Below are 20594 nucleotides of genomic sequence, written 5' to 3' on the forward strand. Positions count from 1 at the left end.
TATGCGCAAAATCGTAATTGCTATCGCTATCGTAACTCTTGCAGGGTGCTCTATGGGTCACCGTGATCCTGTTGAGGCAAAATCTGCCCTTAATGAAGCGATCAATGAAGCCAATAGCCTAAAGCTTAATGAATTGCCGGCCTCTGTTCAGCAAGATCTTATGCCAAACATTGATGGTGTGAGTCTGGCTGCTAAAGGCAATGTTAAGCGGTTTAGAATCCGTGCTGATGGTGTTGAAGCCAGCACCTTTTTTGCCAGTTTAGTTAAGGGGACAGACTACAGCGCTGCGATTCATCCCTCTGTAAAAGGTCTTATTACTGTTAATTTATCAGATGTCACTTTAGATGAAGTTTTATCGGTTGTTCGTGATATGTACGGCTATGAAGTTGAGCGAAAAGGGAAGGTGATTCAGGTTTACCCTTCTGGTATTCGTACCGTTACCATTCCTGTTGATTACTTGCAGATGCAGCGAAAAGGTCGTTCATTAACATCGATCACTACCGGCACGATTACCAACACTGACAGTGGCTCGTCTTCATCTTCTTCATCATCCAGTTCTTCTTCAAGTTCGTCAGGCTCATCAACGACGAGTTCAAAAGGCGGGACTGAAATAGAAACGATCAGTGAAAGTGACTTTTGGCCTCAGTTAGTGACGGCGGTTTCTCAATTAATTGGCAGTGGTGATGGGCAAAGTGTTGTTGTTACGCCACAAGCCAGTGTGATTACCGTAAGAGCGTACCCTGATGCGATTAGAGAAGTAAGACACTTTTTGAGCGTGTCCCAAGAGCGCTTGCAGCGTCAGGTTATCTTGGAAGCGAAGATCCTAGAAGTCACTCTTAATGACGGTTATCAACAAGGGATTAACTGGTCAAATATCTCGATGGGTGATGGCAAGGTTGTGATTGACCGATTGGGCGCCGCCGCGCTTCCTGGGTTAGATTCGATTGGTAGTTTATTGGGTGGTCAAACGAATGTAACGATTTCCGATGGCAGCTTTGAAGCCGTTCTGAGCTTTATGGATACCCAAGGCGACTTGAATGTACTTTCAAGCCCTAGAGTTACTGCGGCTAATAATCAAAAAGCGGTGATAAAAGTCGGTACTGATGAGTATTACGTGACGGATTTCTCCAGTGTAGTCGGTAGCGGTGATAATTCTGAAGCATCTCCAGAAGTTGAACTAACGCCATTCTTCTCAGGTATCTCATTAGATGTGACACCACAGATTGATGATGAAGGAAATGTGCTATTGCATGTTCACCCTGCCGTCATTGATGTAACCGAGCAGGTCAAAGAAATTGGTTACGGTAATACAACCATTAGTTTGCCGTTGGCCCAAAGTTCAATTCGTGAATCTGATTCTATTATTCGGGCTCGTGATGGTGATGTGGTCGTGATTGGTGGCTTGATGAAGTCCAACACGTTTGAGCAAGTATCTAAAGTTCCGTTCTTTGGTGATATTCCAGCGCTTGGGCATCTGTTTAGAAATACCACTGAACTCACTCAGAAAACTGAATTGGTGATACTACTTAGACCGACGGTTGTTGGTGTAAATACGTGGCAAAAAGAGCTAGAGCGCTCACGTGACATATTGCAAGAGTGGTTCCCTGATTCAAAGTAATCGGTGATTTAGCCGAGTGGCCTTCATTAGCTTTGATCTTAAGATCATCAGATTTCGAGCAAGGTTAGGTTCCGAGTAAATAATGTATCTTGAACATTTTGGTTTTAGCCAGTATCCATTTCATTTAACCCCAAACACAGGTCTGTTTTTGGGGTTAGAGCCTCACTACGAAGCCATTCAAATGGTGACGGCTGCGCTAACTATGGGTGAAGGGGTTATTAAGGTCACTGGCGAGGTTGGCTCAGGTAAAACCATGGTTTGCCGAATGCTGATTAACCACTTAAAAGAGAGTGTTGAATTAGTCTACCTTCCAAATCCAGTATTAACGGGTGAAGAACTTCGTCTGGCTGTTGCCAGTGAATTAGGTCTGAGTATTCAATCTTCGGTATCCGTTGTTGATAAAATTCAAGAGCAGTTGATTGCACTTTCAAAGTCAGGCAAACAAACTGTTGTAATCGTTGATGAAGCGCAGGCTTTATCCGATGAAGCCTTGGAGGTATTAAGGCTGTTTGGAAATTTGGAAACAGAGCAAGACAAGCTCCTTAATATTGTACTGATAGGTCAGCCAGAGCTTGATGAACGTTTAACACAGCATCATTTACGCCAATTTCGTCAGCGTATTACGTTTAACGCTAAGTTACGGCCATTATCTCCCGACGAGAGCGTTGCGTATATTGATACTCGTCTAACACGAAGTGCCGGTTGTGAAAGCTTGTTCAGCCTTTCTCTCAAAAAAGCGATTTGGCGAGCAAGTAACGGAAACCCTCGACTGATCAATCAGATTTGTCATAAAGCACTGATTTTGGCTTTTGGTGTTAATGCATCGAAAGTAAATACTAATCATGTTTATAGCGCTATCTACGATACATTTGATAGCTGTAAACCAAAATTTAAAGCCCCATTTTTATGGGGATGGAGTCACTCATGAGTACCATCAATCAAGCGTTATCAGAGCTCACAGTTAAAGCTCAAAGCGCAGAGATTAAGATTGAAAAAGCTCAAATTAACAAAGTGAAGCCTCGCCCGGTACTACCTTGGATTATTGGCGGGTTTTCAATTAGTTTGGCTCTTGGTGGCTGGGCGGTATCTCAGCAGTCAGACACTATTGAGCAGATCGTATTAACTTCTGAACCAGTTGCTTTGGAAGTCGATAATCAGAGAAGTGAAGAGGCAGAATTAAGTCTGGCAACCAAAGTTGCGAGTGCTTCAGTATCGAAAGGTTCTTCAGAGCAAGTGACCATTTATCAGGCATCTAGTGAGGTTGTTGAAAAGAATCCAGATCCCGTCGATCAAGCTAAGCAACGTTCTCAATCCGAGCAAATAACACAATCTAAGCAAGTGAAGAAAGTCGATCAGCCGTTGGCTGTTGCTACAGCGACTCAATCAACCATTAAAGAGTTGCCAAAGGCTGCACAAGTTAAACCTGTTGAAAATGAAATATTAGACAAGCCACTGTTATTGGCTAGTAATTCTCAGCCAGTGGTTAAAACTAAAACCTTATCGCCGACACCAGTTCAAGCGTCAGTAGCTTCAAAACCGAATACGGTTATCATTGAGCAAGTCGAGCTAACACCTGCGCAATTGGCTGAAAAGGCCGAGCAACGAGCTCGTAAGGCGATTGATAGTAATAATATCGATGAAGCGTTAAGTAGTTACAAAGAAGCCCTTCGATACACCCCTAGAAACGAGAATATTCGTCAGCAGTTGGCGGCACTTTATTACGGTAAAGGGGATGCCCGTCAAGCATTTGAAATACTCCAAGATGGCATAAAAATCGATAATGACAGTGAAGTCATTCGTATTGCTTTATCAAAACTGCTCATTAAAGAGCAGCAGCATGAAGCAGCATTAACACCTCTCATCCATTTGAACCATAATCCGAGTGTTGATTATTTATCATTAAGAGCAGCGCTAGCACAAAGAAATAACCTTGATGATATCGCCTTAGAAACATACCAACAGCTTGTTGTAGTCGAAGATAGCAATGCGCGCTGGTGGCTGGGATTGGCCATCCAACAAGAACGAAATGCGGATATGCCAAAGGCGAAAGAGTCTTATGAACAGGCTCTGACGAAAGTGGGTCTATCAAGACAATCACAGACATTTGTACGAGAACGAATAAAGTTGCTGACTTCTCTAGAGAGTAGCAGCTCAAAAGAGGAGAGTAGCAGTGCAAATTAAGCTTCGAAAACGTCTTGGTGATTTGCTGGTTGAAGAAGGCATCGTTACCGAATCTCAAATTGAACAAGCGTTAGCTGCACAGAAAAGTACTGGCCGAAAAATGGGGGCTATGCTGATTGAGCTTGGTTTCTTATCTGAGCATCAGATGCTGACGTTCTTATCTCAGCAGCTGGCTCTTCCTTTGATAGACGTAAGTCGAGCTAATATTGACGTTGATGCCGTACAGCTCTTGCCAGAGGTTCATGCCCGTCGTTTACGTGCGTTGGTGATCTCACGTAATGGCGATACCGTGCGTATTGCCATGAGTGATCCTGCTGATCTTTTTGCCCAAGAGGCACTGTTAGGTCAACTGTCAAAATTTAGCCTTGAGTTTGTTATTGCACCTGAAAGCCAACTTGTTGATGGCTTCGACCGCTATTATCGTCGTACTAAAGAGATCGCTTCGTTTGCCGAGCAGCTGCAGGCAGAGCACCAAGTTAATGATGCGTTTGATATTAATATTCTTGATGACGACACCGACAGCGATGAAGTAACCGTTGTTAAGCTGATTAACTCACTGTTTGAAGATGCGATTCAAATGGGTGCGTCTGATATTCATATTGAACCAGACGCCAATGTGCTGCGTTTGCGTCAGCGTATTGATGGTGTGCTTCATGAAACGCTGCTTAATGAAGTTAATATCGCATCCGCGCTAGTACTTCGTTTAAAGCTGATGGCAAACTTGGATATATCAGAAAAACGCTTACCACAAGATGGCCGTTTTAATATTCGAACCAAAGGGCAGTCGGTTGATATTCGTATGTCTACGATGCCAGTTCAGCATGGCGAGTCGGTCGTTATGCGTTTACTTAACCAATCATCTGGGGTGAGAAAGCTTGAAGAGTCTGGATTACCTACTGAGCTGTTAGATAAACTTCGCAAGCAGCTTAAAAGACCTCATGGCATGATCTTGGTAACAGGACCAACGGGTTCCGGTAAAACGACTACACTCTATGGTGCATTGTCTGAGCTAAATGAGCCGGGAAAAAAGATCATTACCGTGGAAGATCCGGTGGAATATCGCTTACCACGAGTGAACCAAGTTCAGGTTAATACTAAGATCAATCTCGACTTTTCAACCATATTAAGAACCTTTCTTCGTCAAGATCCCGACATAATCTTAGTAGGGGAAATGCGTGATCAAGAGACAGTAGAAATCGGATTAAGAGCTGCACTAACAGGTCACTTAGTATTAAGTACTTTGCACACGAATGATGCAGTAGACAGTGCTCTTCGCATGATGGATATGGGCGCACCGGGTTACCTCGTTGCCAGTGCCGTACGCGCCGTCGTAGCACAGCGTCTTGTTCGGAAAATATGTACCGACTGTAAAGTTGAAGAAGATGTTGATGAAGCTAGAAGACAATGGCTCGCAGTTCGATTCCCTAACCAAACACAGGCCAATTTCTCTCGTGGTAGCGGTTGTCAAAATTGCAACCTGACTGGTTACAGAGGGCGAATTGGTGTGTTTGAAATGCTAGAGCTAGAACAGGAAATGATGGACGCATTGCGTGCAAATGACGCTGTCGGTTTTGCCGATGCGGCTCGAAGCTCTGAAAATTATAAGCCATTACTTGCGTCAGCAATGGAGCTTGCATTGCAAGGTGTCGTTAGCCTTGATGAAGTAATGAACCTTAGTGAAGGCGATGCATCTGGCATCAGCAAAGCAATATTAATGTAGGAAAGCAATGTTAATTTGGGAAAGATATGCCAACGTATCAGTATCACGGACGTAACTCCGATGGCAGCAAAGCCACGGGGCAAGTTGAAGCGGCAACTGAAGAGTTAGCGGCGGAATCGTTAATGAACAAAGGGGTTATCCCGACCTCAATATCCGTTGGTGGTAAGAGCTTTTCATTCGATTTCGATCTGAAAACCCTGTTCGTTCCTGCCGTTCCACTCGAAGTCTTAGTTATTTTTTGTCGTCAGCTCTATAGCTTAACCAAAGCGGGTGTGCCTCTATTACGCTCGATGAAAGGGTTAACGCAAAACTGTGCGAATAAGCAACTTAAAGAAGCGTTGGAAGAAGTGGCCGCAGAGCTGACTAATGGTCGTAGCTTATCGGCATCAATGCAGTTGCACCCTAAAGTGTTTAGCCCTTTGTTTGTTTCGATGATCAGTGTTGGTGAAAATACAGGTCGACTTGATCAAGCTCTACTGCAGCTTGCCGGGTACTACGAACAAGAAGTTGAAACACGTAAACGAATTAAAACCGCGATGCGTTATCCAACGTTCGTTATTAGCTTTATTCTTGTCGCGTTGTTTATTCTCAATATCAAAGTGATCCCTCAGTTTGCTACGATGTTTGGTCGTTTTGGTGTTGATCTTCCATTACCTACTCGTATTTTAATTGGGATGTCGGATTTCTTTGTCAATTACTGGGCTTTAATGATCGGTGTCATGGTTGGGCTGTTATTTGCGTTCAGAGCGTGGGTAAATACCGTAGCGGGACGTGAGCGATGGGATCTGATTCGATTACGGATGCCTATTGTGGGTGATATTGTAAATCGAGCACAGTTATCTCGTTTTTCTCGAACTTTTGCCTTGATGCTCAAAGCGGGGGTACCGCTGAATCAATCGTTAGCACTCTCAGCTGAAGCACTAGATAATAAATTTCTGGAGAGAAAGTTACTTGAGATGAAATCAGCGATTGAAGCGGGTACGACGATTTCGTCTACCGCCATTAATGCCAATATATTTACCCCTTTGGTTATTCAAATGATCTCGGTTGGTGAAGAGACCGGGCGAATTGATGAGCTGCTATTAGAGGTCGCAGACTTTTATGATCGAGAAGTTGAGTACGACCTTAAAACGTTAACTGCGCGGATCGAGCCAATATTATTGGTGATAGTCGCAGGCATGGTTTTGGTTCTAGCATTGGGTATATTCTTACCAATGTGGGGCATGTTAGATGCAATGAAAGGATAATTGAGCTGTGGAAAATGGACGCTCTCAATTTGTTATCTGGTTTTTGATTATTGTTATCTTGATCATGGGTTTTATGTTGGCATGGCAGAAGGTCGACGAGGAAGCGAGTGACACAGGACTTCTTGTTGCGAGCAAAAGAATTGTCGAACGTGCCAGTTATTATAAGCAGGAGTGGTTGTTAAACCAACAACCACCTAAACTGTTAATAGATGGCACAACGTTAACGATGAGTAAAGCGGGTTGGGTAATGCCTATCGATCAAAATCAACAAGCTAGTTGTTCATTTTGGCTACAGGTTTTATACCCAGATAATCGAGATTTAGAGTTAGCCCAAGACCGACTGGAAAGTGATGACGATAACCTGAAATATCAATGTAGGTATATCTATTCCAGCAATCAAGTTATTGTTATTCAAATAGTTAATGACAGGTTTACGGTCAGCGTCGATATTTTAACGAAAGCGTAATTTTTGACGCGTTATTGATAGCAAGTGAATAATTTTACCGTATAATACGCCATACGAATAAAGTGAGTGATAAAATGAACAATAAACAATCTGGTTTCTCTTTAGTGGAGCTTGTTGTCGTCATCGTTGTGGTGGGGCTACTCGCAGTTGCTGCACTGCCACGCTTTCTAGATGTAACTGACGAAGCAAAAAAAGCCAGTATTGAAGGTGTTGCTGGTGGTTATGCGACAGGTGTACTTTCTGCTCGCGCCCAATGGGAAGCAGAAGCAAGGCCATCAGAAACCATCAGTAATGAAAAATACAACACCGTGAATTATGACGGTGTTGATTTTTGGCTCACTCGCTCAAGCACCAACGCTGGCGAAGATACGGGTTTTCGTGATGGTTACCCATTTGCGCTAAATACGGGCGGTGGCGCATTTCCATCAACATTAACTGATGCACATTGTATTGATTTAATGGATAATTTGTTACAGAACCCACCTAAAGTCGATACGGTGGAGAACGCTGAAACAGATTCTAATGTGAAGTATTCAGCTCAAGCAAATGACACAGACTACACTTGTACTTATATACAGCAAGAAGGTGGCACTGATCATGAGTTTGTTTATGAAATTGAAACAGGTCGTGTGACCGTAACCTTGCAGTAATTCTGCATTATTTATTTAAAACATAGAGAGAATTAAGCATGAAAAAACAAGGCGGTTTCACCCTGATAGAGCTAGTGGTGGTAATTGTTATTCTAGGTATTCTTGCAGTTACTGCAGCACCTCGTTTCTTGAACTTACAGAATGATGCACGTAAATCATCGCTACAAGGCTTAAAAGGCGCGCTCGATGGCGCTGCTGGTATTGTGTATGGTAAAGCAGCAATCAATGGTGATGAAACGGCAAGTGCTTCTACTGGCACTGATGTCGATGGTATTTTAACTATTTATGGTTATCCATTAGCTACATCTTCTGGAGTTGGAGAAGCTGTTGTTGGTTTGAATTCAGACTGGAGTTCTGTTGCTGACGGCTCTAGTTACTACACAACTTTTAAAGATGATGATGCTATTTCATCAGGCTCAGATGTTTCGGCAGTAACTGATGGAAACTGTTATGTTCGTTATACACAAGCAGATGCAAGTAATATTTACTCTACTACAGTATTCCCGAATGGTTGTTAATATCTGATACGGTAAAAAAGGCCAGCGCAGCTGGCCTTTTTTAATCCCGTCATAAATTTAAGTGCTGAATATAATAGTTTAAATATTTATTGCTATAATATTAAATACTTAGTTTATATGTGTTTATTGTCATTGCTTAGGTGATTCATGGGTGAAGATAGCTCAAAGCAGCAAGGTTTTACATTAGTTGAGCTTATTGTTGTTATCTTATTGATTGCAATCGTCTCTGTGTATGCGGGCAGTCGATATCTAGGAGTCTCTAGCTTTTCTGCTTTTACCGCTCAAGAACAAATCATCTCTGTGATCCGCCAAGTTCAAGTAAATCGTATTCAAACCAATATTCCCGACCTTTATAACTACTGTGAAGACCTTACCCCTGCGAATTCCGAATTAAGAGAGCTTTGTCTGCGAAGCCGAATTACTGCTACCTCAAGTTGTATTGGCAGTTCGAGTGGTTGTAGTGAGAGCGACTCAAGCTCTCGCAGTGATGTTGTTGCCGTTGATCAAGTCTCTTTTAGCACCGTACCTGTCATATCTAACATTACTTTTGATTTGCTAGGTAACCCATTAGAAGTCGTGAGTGGTGGTGTTGATATAACAATTACCGCTGGGCAAAGTGAAGCGAATGTATGCATTAACTCTCAAGGGTATGTGTATGGCGGTACCTGCTTATGAGGCAAGTTAAAGGCTTTACCCTCATAGAGAGCATAATCGCGATCATCATAATGGGCTTTGCCATGGTGACACTTACCAGTTTTCTCTACCCGCAAATAGAGCGTTCGGCCGCATCTCAATATCAAACACGTGCAGTTACTTTAGGGCAAAGTATGTTGAGTCAGATTTTAGCGCGTGGATTTGATCATTGGAGTGATTTTGATGGGGGGAATGTACGTTGTGGAGAGCCTGCTTTAGTACCTCATGTTGATAATCCAACAAACAGTTGTACTAACACTGTAGATTTTGGTGCAGATACAGGGGAAAGTGACCCAGAGAGCTTTAACGATGTAGATGATTATTTAGGCTGCTGGAAAGGTACAAATAGCTCAGACTGTTCGGGCGCAACACCAGAATATGACCTAACCGATATCCTTGGTAATGACTCTTCAGACCAATATAAAAACTTTATTGTTATTGTGGCAGTAACTTATGTCGACCCTAGCTCTTATGATGAAGTAGCCACAATCACCACAATGAAAAAAATAACGCTATCGATACAAGCAGGCCGGTGGGGCGATTACAGTTTCATTGGCTACCGAGGTAATTACTGATGAAACGTAATGGCTTCACTTTAATTGAAATGGTTATGACCATCATTATTGGTGGGATCTTGGTTCTGGGTATTGCAGGGTTTCTAGAGCTTGGCATGAAAGGCTACAGTGATACCGTAGATAGGCAGCGGTTACAGACCCAAGCAAGGTTTATTCTAGAGAAAATATCACGAGAAATACGCCACTCGGTGCCTAATAGTATTGAAGTTTCGGGAACAACAGATATCTGCGTCTCCTTTTACCCTATTCTTTATTCAGGTTTTTACTCGGTATCATCGGCCGACAACCTAAGCCTCTCTTTTTTAGTAGGTAATGATAACCCTCCGGCAACTTATGATGATCTGTTTATGATTATCAATCCAAGTCAACAGAGTGACTTTACAGACAGTAATATCGCTATAACGCTATCGGGTGCCAGTACCACAATTACTTTAGACCAGCCTCTTGCTAGTGAATCTATTGCAAATCGACACTATATTTATAAAGACCTCGTTACTTATTGTTTAAACTTTTCAAGTGAGGCGATTGTTAGAAATACGACTCAAGTTGCCGATAGCGTAACCGGAGGAGGCATCAGTTACGACGCGCCAACCCTACAGCGTGGTGGTGTTGTACATATAGACGTTACCTTTACAAATGATGATGAAGAAACGAGTTTCCAACAAGATATACAGGTGCTGAATGTCCCGTAGAAGTGGATTACTTAATGGACGACGTAAACAGTCGGGAACGGTATATATTATTGCCATATTTGTATTGGTCGTGATGGGTTTTTTAGGGACCGCATTAACACGAATGGAATGGTCAAACAGCGACGCACTCACACGTGATGCATTGGGTACACAAGCATGGTTACTCTCGCATTCAGCAAATGAGTTGGTATTAACCCATATGTACCCACTTAATTCAGTCTCTGAGGTTGTGGCTGATACATGCATTGATGAACCCGCTCGATGGGAAAGTGTAGAGAGTGCATTGCAGCAATTAGCTTCTCAACATAAGAACTGTTCAACAATCGAATCAACATGCGGCTTCATTGGGGAGCTTGATGGCGTAAGGTTTTATAAAGTTGAAAGCTCGGCCATTTGTGGAACGGGTATTAACTATGTTCAGAGAACGCAAGAAGTCTGGGTTAAGGAGTAGTGGACTTATGAAAATATTATTCCTTAGAACAATAGCAATGATTACATTCGGCTTATCATTTACAGCTACAGCAGCTTATTTCCCCGTTGATGAGCTACCCAAAACAGCTGCTCAGACATGGAGTAATAGCGCAACGGCAGAATTGCTGTCCAGTAAGCCGATTCTAAATGCACTTAATGGAAATCAGCTTGGCTATAAAAATAACAAGATTACTAATGATGGGGATGACACTGATACTTGTAGTAGTGGAGACTGTGTTGGAGTTAACAGTCTCATGATTGATCAACCAAATTGGTCTGTCCCTAATGGTGCTCAAGAAATAACAATAGATGGCAGTAAAACGTTATCTGCCGGAATTTATGATGCAACGGGCGAGGAAGTTAAATTAGATGGAAGTACATTGACCATCAACGGAGATGTCACCCTCTATGTAGATAAAATGACAGTGCAATCAAGTGGAAAGATTGTTGCCAATAACGGTGCAACTTTGGTTGTTGTTGCAAGAACAAGTGAAACTGTGAGTTTGAAAGGGAATAGTAGCTTCAAAGGGCACTTTTTTAGCAAAGGCTTTTTGGAAATTGCAGAAAATGTCACTCTCATTGGTACAGTGACAACTAATACTCTAAAAATTTATGACAACGCTCAGCTCGTAGGGGAGCTTCCCGACTCACTTCCTTCAAATAGTTGTGGGGTTCAAGGCAACAAAGATTTTGTCGCAACAATGACAGTCACAGGAAGTAGCTCTTACCAAGAGTTTTACTTTACTAACTCAGGTGGCAACCAACGCTATGAAACACTTTGGTATACCCAAAATCCGAACGCAGATCCTGAATTCATTTTTAACGAACAGGGGTTAACGACGGGCTCTTCTTACGAACTGCGCTTTGATCATGATGCTAATAACGATATGAGTTATTACTATCGACGCGATGCAGGGTCTAGTAATTGGGAGTTTATCGAACAGTCTAATACCGCAATTAAAAACGGTAACATTGTTGGTGTCGGTGATGGGGTTGATGAATTCGACTGTGTAGCAGAAGATGTGACGCCTCCTACTTACTCAAACGACGCTCAATATGAATTTGGTACTAAGCAGTGTTCATCGATGCCGTGTACCATTGACTTCACAAAAGAATACGATTTTGCTCCATTAGTATTCGTTATGCCTACTGTGGATACGGTTGATCCAGACTTAGATAAGCCAGCAACATTAGTCATTACCTCCGCACTTACCTCCGACTCAAGCTCAGTAGTCATTAACAAAGCGACAGTTAACCTCTCTGAATACCCTAATGATATCGCTATGACAGACATCAGTTACCTTATTATTGAGCCTGGTGTGGCTGACTTTGATGGTCACGAAGTGATTGCGGGTTATGTTGATACTGACATAACTAAGTCGGCAACACATAGTGATGGTATAGCTATTGTTGACTATTCTGACTTTGGTCGACAAACCGACTTTGATGATCCTGTAGTTCTCCACCAAATTCAAACTAGAAATAATGGTTCTCAGTGGCAAACATCGGGTAAAGTTTTATCCAATAGCACTAAGGATCAGCAGGTTCGACTCTATTTGGAGCTTTCACATACAGGAAGTGGTGACTATGAGAGTGAGAGAATCGCTTTTTTAGCTACAAATGAAGAAGACGATCTAGAAGTTCAAGGCTATGAAGTTGAATTTAGCAAAGGTTACTTTAAGTCCAGACAAGGTATTTCTGGTCCCTTAGAAGGTGGGTGTGACGAGTTTGAAGAGACGGATCTTGATAGCGTAGATGGTGTTGTAGCGAAAAAACAGAGGCGACCGGGAAGTGATGGCGGTTGGGCAAGGCGTTGTCGTATTGATGGCGATAAATTTAGCGTTGTGATCGATGAAGATTCTGATGATAGAACTCATGTACCTGAAGAGATTGGCTATTTTGCTTTTGAAAGTATGGAGCTTGAAACCGACCTTTGTGTGTATTTTCCAGAGCCAGCGCAGAGTTGGGAAGCTGATGGAGAGATAAATTTATTAAGTTCTAATATCACAATCGAGGGCTGGTCTGAATCTTACGAGGATGCTTACTTGTCCGATAATGATCTTATCATTGCATTTGAGGAAACTGATAATAATGAGAATGAATCTCGATTGGTAGATAGCTGTATTACCAGTACCGGAACAGTTAATTGTGTTTTAAAAACAGGAGCTACCCCACCTTTAGCTGATACTCCAATAGATTTATCTCCAACTTGGGGAACTCGAGTTCTTACTGTGGATAATTGGAACTTTGAAACTGTGTGTTCTAGTTTATCTGAGTGTGAGACGTCAACGGTTGACGGGCAAAGAGTATTAACAATAAAAGAGTCTTTGAAAGAGTTAACTGTGAGTGCTTCAGGCCAAAGTATAAAAACAGTATTTGAGTCTACTTCTGGTAGTTATGGAATAAGCATTGAAGAGTATATATCTGATGGAGCGGTTCTCAATTACTTTCAAGCAAATTCAAGTTATACATTTGGAGAGTTTAACTATAGCGGCTCTGGATCTTCTTTATCCTCAGAAACCGGCGTAGTTATTAATATTGAAGATAGTTACTCTCAATCGAATGCCGTTCCTTTTTATGACGTTGATGGAACTCGAGATCTGATTTTTTATGGTCCCGATGCTGATCTTACATTTAGGACGCAAGACGGCAATGATATTATTGCCCAAATCTTAGCGGACGAAGTTGAGTTTACTAATTTAAGTATTATTCGAGGGGCGATTACATCTAATAATTTAGTTTTTCATGTTGCTGGTTCTAAGATTATCGGTGAAGGGGCATGTTTAACTCCTCCGCCTTCTTCCACATACGAAATTGTACTCACTCCTTCTGTTGATATCGCTCTCACCTGTGATGATATTCCATTGACGGCCACTGTTTATAAAGATGATGTAGTGCATACCTCTTACAGCGGTGATATTACCCTGTCTGTTAATGGCTCAAATTTGGAAACGAAGACTGCTAGTTCTGGTGTTGCCGAGTTTGACTTAACTTATGAACAAGTCAGTAATGTTACGGCGATGGTAAGCACTGAAATTGATAGTGTGACTTATGACGACAGTGGCAGCTACGAATTCGTTCCCTATTTATATGAACTCTCTGCGGATCCGTTGCAAGTTATCGCTGGTAAGTCACAAACCTTTGAGATTCGCCCTATGGAATGTAGCTCAGAAGGTAGTGCAATAAGCTCTCCTAATTACGTTGGAGCTAAAACACTCAAATTATCCTCTGTGAGTTATGTTACTCCTAGCACCCCAATTAATAGTGCTGCTATTTCACTATTTGATAAGGGCATTAATGATTGGGTTGATACACCTGCGAGTGGAACGGTTAACTTCACCGCAGATTTTTCGTTGATGAATAGCGAGGTTGTTGCATCGTCTGAGCTTATTTACCCAGAAGCTGGAGAGGTTTCTTATACACTTACTGGCGAGCAATGCATTGATGATGAAAATGGTGATCCAATCTGTAAAACATTTAGCGGTAAGCAAACAGTTCAAGCAAGACCTTGGACGTTCGCTATTTGTTCTGAAGACGATGTCAGTGGTAACTCTTCTGGTGGTGTTGGCTATCAAGCGGCGGGGACGGCTTTTTCAACGATGGTTAAGCCTATCGTGTGGCAAACCAATGGCAGCACGACAGACGATATTGATACATCGACATACTGTGGGGCAACTGTTACCCAAAACTTCTTTGTATCGGACGCACCTAGCGCCATCATTGTTATGACTAATGAACTAGATACGCCTAATGCTGGAAACAACGGAACGTTATCGGGTCTACCTGACCCTGGTGTGAATCATGACAGTAATTCCACTGGCCGTGATTATTATGATTTTGCCAATTTAAACTGGGATGAAGTTGGTAGTATCCGCTTGCTCGTCGATACTCAAGCTACCTATCTAGGCATGGATATTAATCAAGGCTATCGAAACATCGGTCGTTTTTATCCGGCCCATTTAGTGCTCTATAGTAATGCTTGGAGTTATGTGAACAACCATGATGGCTTTGCATACATGAACCAACCGATCGCGCATAGTATTGTTGTAGAAGCTCGTAACTCCACTGATTGCGAAGCTGGTGATTGTACGACCGATAATTATGGCTTATTTGACGAGGACTACATCGTTGGGGTTAAGTTTCTGGCAGTAAATGGGTCATCTAAAGAATTAGAGGATAGGGTTGAAAATTACGTCACGATGTTATGGGAAGGAAGTCATTGGTCTGGTGCTCAGCTAAATATAACTCAAAATGACTTCACATTTATAAAGCAGCTAGTTCCAAACAGTGACTCTGTGATGCTAACAACGGAAGATGGCCCATTTGTTTCTGGGTTTGGTTTAAGGGTATACGATAAAGTTGATGGGGTTGATTTCTCTAGATTGGATCTGGAATTGGAGGCAGATGGAAGTGATACGGTCCTTGATATAGGGAGTGAATTCTTCAATCAACCGGAGTTTAGGTATGGGCGCTTAGTTATGAGTGATGTAGGAGGAACATCGAATACAAATATTACTATTCCTGTTCGTACTGAATATTGGCAAGGTAGTAGGTTTATTACTAATTTGGAAGACTCTGGAAGCGAATTAGCGACAGTTAATAGTTATGTTTGTAAGCAGACTATATGGCAATCTGAAAGTACGACATCAGATTCTACTCTAACTGGTTCAGAAAACAGTTCAACATGGGAAACTGTAAACTTTGGGGAAAGTAGTAGCATATCGGCAACTCCTATTTCATCACAGACAGATCCTGCTTTGCGTGAGCAAATTCGGTTATGGATGAGAATTGGCGATAGTGCTCCCTATGGTGTAGAAGCTAGTGTTTGTTTAAGCTCATTGGATACGCCTTGGTTGCAATTTGATTGGCGAGGTAAAACTTGTGGGGAAGATAATAATGAAGAGTGTGGCGACGAAGATCCATCAACCGTCGTAACATTTGGAATTCATCGTGGTAACGATCGAGTCATTTATCGAGGTGAAACGGGTTTAACAGGTCAGTAATTATCATGATTTCATGCGTTAAGTAAGGAAACTGTTAGAAATAGCGGATTTTGGTCCATGTTTATACTTCAATGCCTTGCCGATGTGGCAAGGCATTGGTACATTTAGTGCAATTTTTATCTTCTAATTCTTGCAGGACGAACGAAGAATATGTTTAAAAAACTTCGTGGCATGTTTTCTAACGACCTATCCATCGATTTAGGTACAGCCAACACTCTTATATATGTAAAAGGACAAGGGATCGTTCTAGACGAGCCTTCTGTTGTTGCTATCCGTCAAGACCGCGCACGCTCAGGAAAAAGTGTTGCAGCAGTCGGTCATGCCGCAAAGCAAATGCTAGGTCGTACGCCTGGTAACATTTCAGCGATTCGCCCTATGAAAGATGGCGTTATTGCTGACTTCTATGTAACTGAAAAAATGTTACAGCACTTCATTAAGCAAGTTCACGACAACAGTGTGCTTAAACCAAGCCCTCGCGTTTTGGTTTGCGTACCTTGTGGTTCGACTCAAGTTGAGCGCCGTGCAATTCGTGAATCGGCACTCGGTGCTGGTGCGCGAGAAGTGTATCTAATTGATGAGCCGATGGCTGCTGCAATTGGTGCAGGCCTTCGCGTTTCTGAGCCAACAGGTTCAATGGTTGTTGATATCGGTGGTGGTACAACAGAAGTTGCTGTTATCTCACTAAATGGTGTTGTTTACTCTTCATCAGTGCGTATTGGTGGTGACCGCTTTGATGAAGCGATCATTAACTACGTTCGTCGCAATTACGGCAGCTTAATTGGTGAAGCAACGGCTGAGAAAATCAAACATGAGATCGGTTCTGCTTATCCTGGTGATGAAGTAGAAGAGATTGAAGTTCGTGGTCGCAACCTTGCTGAAGGTGTGCCTCGTAGCTTTAGCCTAAACTCAAACGAGATTTTAGAAGCACTACAAGAGCCTCTAACGGGTATCGTTTCAGCAGTAATGGTTGCACTAGAACAGTGTCCACCAGAGCTTGCTTCTGATATTTCAGAAAACGGTATGGTATTAACAGGTGGTGGTGCACTGCTTAAAGATATCGACCGTTTATTGACTGAAGAAACAGGGATCCCTGTTGTTGTTGCTGAAAACCCATTGACTTGTGTTGCTCTTGGTGGCGGTAAAGCTCTAGAGATGATCGACATGCACGGTGGCGATCTATTTAGCGAAGAGTAATAAGTTTATTCGACCTTGGCGTGTCTAACTTCGAAATAAAATTCGTTGATATACAGCGTTAAGGTCAATAAAGCGAAAATTAGGATCTCTATATCATGAAGCCGATTTTTGGCAGAGGGCCTTCACTTCAATTTCGCCTATTTTTAGCGGTTACTTTATCAGCCAGCCTTATGCTGGCTGATAGTCGTTTAGGTGCATTTTCAAGCGTCCGATATTTTTTAAATAGCTTAGTAGCTCCGATTCAGTATGCGGCGGATATGCCACGCCTTATGTTTGATGGTTTTTACGATAACTTCAATACTCGCACTAAGTTGCTTGATTCAAGCAGAGTACTCAAGCGTGAAGTGCTCAAACTTAAAAGTGACTTACTGCTGCTCGACCAATATAAAGAAGAAAATAATAGATTACGCAAGCTTTTAGACTCCTCTTTCGTTCGAGATGAACGCAAAGTGGTCACAGAAGTTATGGCGGTAGATACCACGCCTTATCGTCGTCAAGTGGTGATTGATAAAGGCCGCATCGATGGTGTTTACGTTGGTCAGCCAGTCACCAATGAACATGGTATTGTTGGTCAGGTGACGTTTGTTGCTGCGCATAACAGCCGTGTTTTACTGCTAACCGATAGTAACAGTGCTATTCCTGTTCAGGTAATACGTAACGATATTCGAGTCATTGCGTCTGGATCTGGTGATATTGACCAAATTCAACTTGAACATATTCCGACCAGTACCGATATCTTAGAAGGCGATTTACTTGTCACTTCTGGCCTTGGTGGTGTTTATCCTGAAGGTTATCCAGTAGCGCATGTTTCCAGTGTCGATCGAGATACTCAGCGTGAATTTGCTGCTATCAGTGCCGAACTGGTCGTAGAATTTGATCGCTTGAGATATTTGCTGCTGATTTGGCCTAATGAGTCGAGAGTAGAAAAAGCGATGCAAGCCGAGCCTGAAGTTATGGAAGAGGAGAACAACAATGACCAATAGAGCACTCTCAAGTCGATTGGTGATTGTCACTTCATTTCTAATTGCTCTTATTTTACAAACTATCCCATGGCCGGGCATGCTTGACCTCGTTAGGCCTGCATGGTTATTGCTAGTGATCTGTTATTGGGTATTAGCGTTGCCGCATCGTGTAAACGTGGGTACTGCATTAGTGCTAGGTTTGCTGTGGGATCTATTATTAGGCTCCACACTTGGCATCCGAGGAATGATGTTATCCATTATCGTTTATATCGTTGCTATTAATTTCCTAGTACTAAGAAACATGGCGTTATGGCAGCAAGCGATCATTATTGCTCTATTATCTATAGGGCTTGAGGGGCTGATATTTTTTGGTGAGTTTTTAATTCAAGACATTACGTTTAATCCACTCTCACTTTGGAGTGGTTTGATAAACTGTATTTTATGGCCTTGGATGTTCCTTTTAATGCGTCGAGTGAGACGACATTGGCAAATAAAATAATGCAATCAACAACATTAGTCTTAGCGTCAGGCTCACCAAGGCGTAAAGAATTACTTGCGCAGCTTGGTTATGAGTTTCAGGTTCTGGTGACCGACGTAGAGGAATCTCGCTTAGCAAAGGAAACACCAGAGCAATATGTTAAGCGGCTCTCATTTGATAAGGCCAAAGCAGGGCTTTTTAGTTATGAGAAGCACTTAAGCGAGCAAAATAATATAGTTGAACTTGGCTCAGATAATATAGTGGTACTTGGCTCCGATACCATCGTTGTATGCGGTGACAATGTACTCGAAAAGCCAAACGACCTTGCTGAATCAAAAGCAATGTTAAAGCAGCTGTCTAATGGCTGCCACCAAGTTTTAACTGCTGTGACTGTTATATCGAATCAAAAGCATCACTCAGTCGTTGTATCGACGAATGTATGGTTTAAACCGTTGTCTGAAAATGAAATAGAACAATATTGGCAAACCGGTGAACCATGCGATAAAGCAGGAAGCTATGGTATTCAAGGGCTAGGCGGTCGATTTGTTACTCGAATCGAAGGTAGCTACTTTGCCGTAGTTGGATTACCGCTTTATGAAACCGACCAATTGCTGCGCGAATTTTTATAATTATAATTTTGAGGTGCGCTCATGAGTGCAGAGTTACTGTTAAATATCACGCCAAGTGAAACGCGTGTAGCAATGATTGAAGGTGGAATCCTACAAGAAATCCACATAGAACGTGAAGCCAAACGAGGCATTGTTGGTAATATCTATAAAGGTAAAGTAAGCCGAGTTCTGCCCGGCATGCAAGCCGCGTTCATTGATATTGGCTTAGATAAAGCAGCCTTCCTACATGCTTCAGATATTGTTCCTCACACTGAGTGTGTGGCTGAAAATGAGAAGAAACAGTTCCAAGTTCGCGACATCTCAGAGCTTGTTCGTCAAGGGCAAGACATTGTTGTACAAGTGGTTAAAGATCCACTGGGCACGAAAGGTGCTCGCCTTACTACCGATATTACTTTGCCATCGCGTTATCTCGTTTTTATGCCGGGAGCAAGCCATGTGGGTGTTTCACAGCGTATTGAAAGTGAAAAAGAGCGTAACCGCTTAAAGAAAGTCGTTTCAGAATACTGTGATGAACATGGTGGCTTTATTATCCGTACTGCCGCTGAAGGTGCTGATGAGAAAGAACTTTCTCAAGATGCCGCATTTTTAAAACGTCTTTGGTCAAAGATTTCAGAGCGCCGAGCAAAGTACAAAACGCGCAGCACTCTTTATGGTGAACTCGGTTTGGCGCAGCGAATCATTCGTGATTTTGTTGGTACTGAGCTTGATAACATCATGGTCGATTCTCGCCTTGAGTATGAAAACCTACTTGAGTTCACCAGTGAATATGTCCCTGAGTTAACCGATAAAGTCGAGTTGTACGAAGGCGATAAGCCAATTTTTGATATGTACGACACTGAAAATGAGATTCAACGATCGCTTGATCGAAAAGTCGAATTGAAATCAGGTGGCTACCTTATTATCGATCAAACAGAAGCGATGACGACTGTTGATATCAACACCGGTGCTTTTGTTGGGCGCAGAAATTTAGAAGAGACGATATTCAATACCAATATTGAAGCGACTCAAGCGATTGCTCGTCAACTTAGATTAAGAAACCTTGGCGGTATTATCATCATAGATTTCATCGACATGTTATCTGATGATCACCGTAAGCGAGTCGTTAACTCTCTTGAAGGTGCGTTGAGTAAAGACCGCGTGAAAACCAATATTAATGGTTTTACTCAGCTTGGTCTGATTGAAATGACGCGCAAACGTACTCGCGAAAGCATTGAGCATATTTTATGTGCTAGTTGCCCAGCGTGTGAAGGTCGCGGTAGCGTTAAAACTGTTGCGACAGTCTGTTTTGAAATTTTGCGTGAAATTACTCGTGTAAACAGAGCGTACGATGCTGATAAATTTGTGGTTTACGCTTCACCAGCCGTCGCTGAGTCATTAGAAGATGATGAGTCTCATGCTATGGCGGAGCTAGAAGTCTTTATAGGTAAAGAGGTTCGGATTCAAGTCGAGCCTTTATATGTTCAAGAGCAGTTTGACGTTGTTATGATGTAATGGGCT

Annotated in this window: 18 protein-coding genes; all 18 read left to right on the forward strand. The window is 42.4% G+C overall.

The window, feature by feature from the left end:
• Position 1 precedes the first annotated feature (1 nt).
• Complete coding sequence (gene mshL, locus L4C54_RS21185) at positions 2–1618, forward strand: pilus (MSHA type) biogenesis protein MshL (protein ID WP_428809707.1); 1617 nt, start codon at positions 2–4, stop codon at positions 1616–1618.
• Between the two features lie 82 nt (positions 1619–1700).
• Positions 1701–2546, forward strand: a complete 846-nt coding sequence (locus L4C54_RS21190) for an ExeA family protein (RefSeq protein ID WP_428809708.1) — start codon at positions 1701–1703, stop codon at positions 2544–2546.
• Positions 2543–3799, forward strand: a complete 1257-nt coding sequence (locus L4C54_RS21195; protein WP_428809709.1) for a tetratricopeptide repeat protein — start codon at positions 2543–2545, stop codon at positions 3797–3799. The genes L4C54_RS21190 and L4C54_RS21195 overlap by 4 nt, the downstream gene beginning before the upstream one ends.
• On the forward strand, positions 3789–5519 hold the full coding sequence (gene mshE, locus L4C54_RS21200; protein WP_428801250.1) for an MSHA fimbrial ATPase MshE: 1731 nt from the start codon (positions 3789–3791) through the stop codon (positions 5517–5519). Before L4C54_RS21195 ends, mshE begins: the two co-directional genes overlap by 11 nt.
• A 26-nt stretch (positions 5520–5545) precedes the next feature.
• On the forward strand, positions 5546–6766 hold the full coding sequence (locus L4C54_RS21205) for a type II secretion system F family protein (RefSeq protein ID WP_428801249.1): 1221 nt from the start codon (positions 5546–5548) through the stop codon (positions 6764–6766).
• 7 nt (positions 6767–6773) lie between these two features.
• Positions 6774–7232, forward strand: coding sequence for an MSHA biogenesis protein MshF (locus L4C54_RS21210; RefSeq protein WP_428809710.1), 459 nt, complete (start codon positions 6774–6776; stop codon positions 7230–7232).
• Between the two features lie 74 nt (positions 7233–7306).
• A complete protein-coding gene (locus L4C54_RS21215) occupies positions 7307–7882 on the forward strand; it encodes a prepilin-type N-terminal cleavage/methylation domain-containing protein (protein WP_428809711.1) in 576 nt (191 codons plus the stop codon).
• 38 nt (positions 7883–7920) lie between these two features.
• Positions 7921–8400: a type II secretion system protein gene (locus L4C54_RS21220; protein ID WP_428809712.1), complete on the forward strand. Its 480-nt coding sequence runs from the start codon at positions 7921–7923 to the stop codon at positions 8398–8400.
• Between the two features lie 147 nt (positions 8401–8547).
• On the forward strand, positions 8548–9075 hold the full coding sequence (locus L4C54_RS21225; protein ID WP_428809713.1) for a pilus assembly FimT family protein: 528 nt from the start codon (positions 8548–8550) through the stop codon (positions 9073–9075).
• Complete coding sequence (locus tag L4C54_RS21230) at positions 9066–9668, forward strand: prepilin-type N-terminal cleavage/methylation domain-containing protein (RefSeq protein WP_428809761.1); 603 nt, start codon at positions 9066–9068, stop codon at positions 9666–9668. Before L4C54_RS21225 ends, L4C54_RS21230 begins: the two co-directional genes overlap by 10 nt.
• The gene (locus L4C54_RS21235) at positions 9668–10360 is read left to right on the forward strand and encodes a PilW family protein (RefSeq protein ID WP_428809714.1); all 693 of its coding nucleotides are present in this window, start codon (positions 9668–9670) and stop codon (positions 10358–10360) included. The genes L4C54_RS21230 and L4C54_RS21235 overlap by 1 nt, the downstream gene beginning before the upstream one ends.
• On the forward strand, positions 10350–10811 hold the full coding sequence (locus tag L4C54_RS21240) for an MSHA biogenesis protein MshP (protein ID WP_428809715.1): 462 nt from the start codon (positions 10350–10352) through the stop codon (positions 10809–10811). Before L4C54_RS21235 ends, L4C54_RS21240 begins: the two co-directional genes overlap by 11 nt.
• Positions 10812–10818: 7 nt before the next feature.
• Positions 10819–15834, forward strand: a complete 5016-nt coding sequence (locus L4C54_RS21245; protein ID WP_428809716.1) for a DUF6701 domain-containing protein — start codon at positions 10819–10821, stop codon at positions 15832–15834.
• Between the two features lie 150 nt (positions 15835–15984).
• Entirely contained in the window at positions 15985–17028 is a 1044-nt protein-coding gene (locus L4C54_RS21250; protein ID WP_428801240.1) for a rod shape-determining protein, read from the forward strand.
• 95 nt (positions 17029–17123) lie between these two features.
• Positions 17124–18011, forward strand: a complete 888-nt coding sequence (gene mreC / locus L4C54_RS21255) for a rod shape-determining protein MreC (protein ID WP_428801239.1) — start codon at positions 17124–17126, stop codon at positions 18009–18011.
• Positions 18001–18489: a rod shape-determining protein MreD gene (gene mreD, locus L4C54_RS21260; protein ID WP_428801238.1), complete on the forward strand. Its 489-nt coding sequence runs from the start codon at positions 18001–18003 to the stop codon at positions 18487–18489. Before mreC ends, mreD begins: the two co-directional genes overlap by 11 nt.
• On the forward strand, positions 18489–19097 hold the full coding sequence (locus tag L4C54_RS21265) for a Maf family protein (protein ID WP_428809717.1): 609 nt from the start codon (positions 18489–18491) through the stop codon (positions 19095–19097). The genes mreD and L4C54_RS21265 overlap by 1 nt, the downstream gene beginning before the upstream one ends.
• Positions 19098–19118: 21 nt before the next feature.
• Entirely contained in the window at positions 19119–20588 is a 1470-nt protein-coding gene (rng, locus tag L4C54_RS21270; protein ID WP_428801236.1) for a ribonuclease G, read from the forward strand.
• Positions 20589–20594: the final 6 nt, after the last annotated feature.

It is taken from the genome of Vibrio lamellibrachiae, assembly GCF_050337265.1.
In the GTDB taxonomy this organism is placed as follows: domain Bacteria; phylum Pseudomonadota; class Gammaproteobacteria; order Enterobacterales; family Vibrionaceae; genus Vibrio; species Vibrio kyushuensis.

Excerpts from the sequence above, each read along its gene's own strand:
- L4C54_RS21240 (WP_428809715.1), top strand. The coding sequence starts at position 10,350 with ATGTCCCGTAGAAGTGGATTACTTAATGGACGACGTAAACAGTCGGGA.
- L4C54_RS21235 (WP_428809714.1), top strand. The coding sequence starts at position 9,668 with ATGAAACGTAATGGCTTCACTTTAATTGAAATGGTTATGACCATCATT.
- mreC (WP_428801239.1), top strand. The coding sequence starts at position 17,124 with ATGAAGCCGATTTTTGGCAGAGGGCCTTCACTTCAATTTCGCCTATTT.
- L4C54_RS21245 (WP_428809716.1), top strand. The coding sequence starts at position 10,819 with ATGAAAATATTATTCCTTAGAACAATAGCAATGATTACATTCGGCTTA.
- rng (WP_428801236.1), top strand. The coding sequence starts at position 19,119 with ATGAGTGCAGAGTTACTGTTAAATATCACGCCAAGTGAAACGCGTGTA.
- L4C54_RS21205 (WP_428801249.1), top strand. The coding sequence starts at position 5,546 with ATGCCAACGTATCAGTATCACGGACGTAACTCCGATGGCAGCAAAGCC.
- L4C54_RS21265 (WP_428809717.1), top strand. The coding sequence starts at position 18,489 with ATGCAATCAACAACATTAGTCTTAGCGTCAGGCTCACCAAGGCGTAAA.
- L4C54_RS21220 (WP_428809712.1), top strand. The coding sequence starts at position 7,921 with ATGAAAAAACAAGGCGGTTTCACCCTGATAGAGCTAGTGGTGGTAATT.
- L4C54_RS21225 (WP_428809713.1), top strand. The coding sequence starts at position 8,548 with ATGGGTGAAGATAGCTCAAAGCAGCAAGGTTTTACATTAGTTGAGCTT.
- L4C54_RS21190 (WP_428809708.1), top strand. The coding sequence starts at position 1,701 with ATGTATCTTGAACATTTTGGTTTTAGCCAGTATCCATTTCATTTAACC.
- L4C54_RS21215 (WP_428809711.1), top strand. The coding sequence starts at position 7,307 with ATGAACAATAAACAATCTGGTTTCTCTTTAGTGGAGCTTGTTGTCGTC.
- L4C54_RS21250 (WP_428801240.1), top strand. The coding sequence starts at position 15,985 with ATGTTTAAAAAACTTCGTGGCATGTTTTCTAACGACCTATCCATCGAT.
- L4C54_RS21195 (WP_428809709.1), top strand. The coding sequence starts at position 2,543 with ATGAGTACCATCAATCAAGCGTTATCAGAGCTCACAGTTAAAGCTCAA.
- mreD (WP_428801238.1), top strand. The coding sequence starts at position 18,001 with ATGACCAATAGAGCACTCTCAAGTCGATTGGTGATTGTCACTTCATTT.
- mshL (WP_428809707.1), top strand. The coding sequence starts at position 2 with ATGCGCAAAATCGTAATTGCTATCGCTATCGTAACTCTTGCAGGGTGC.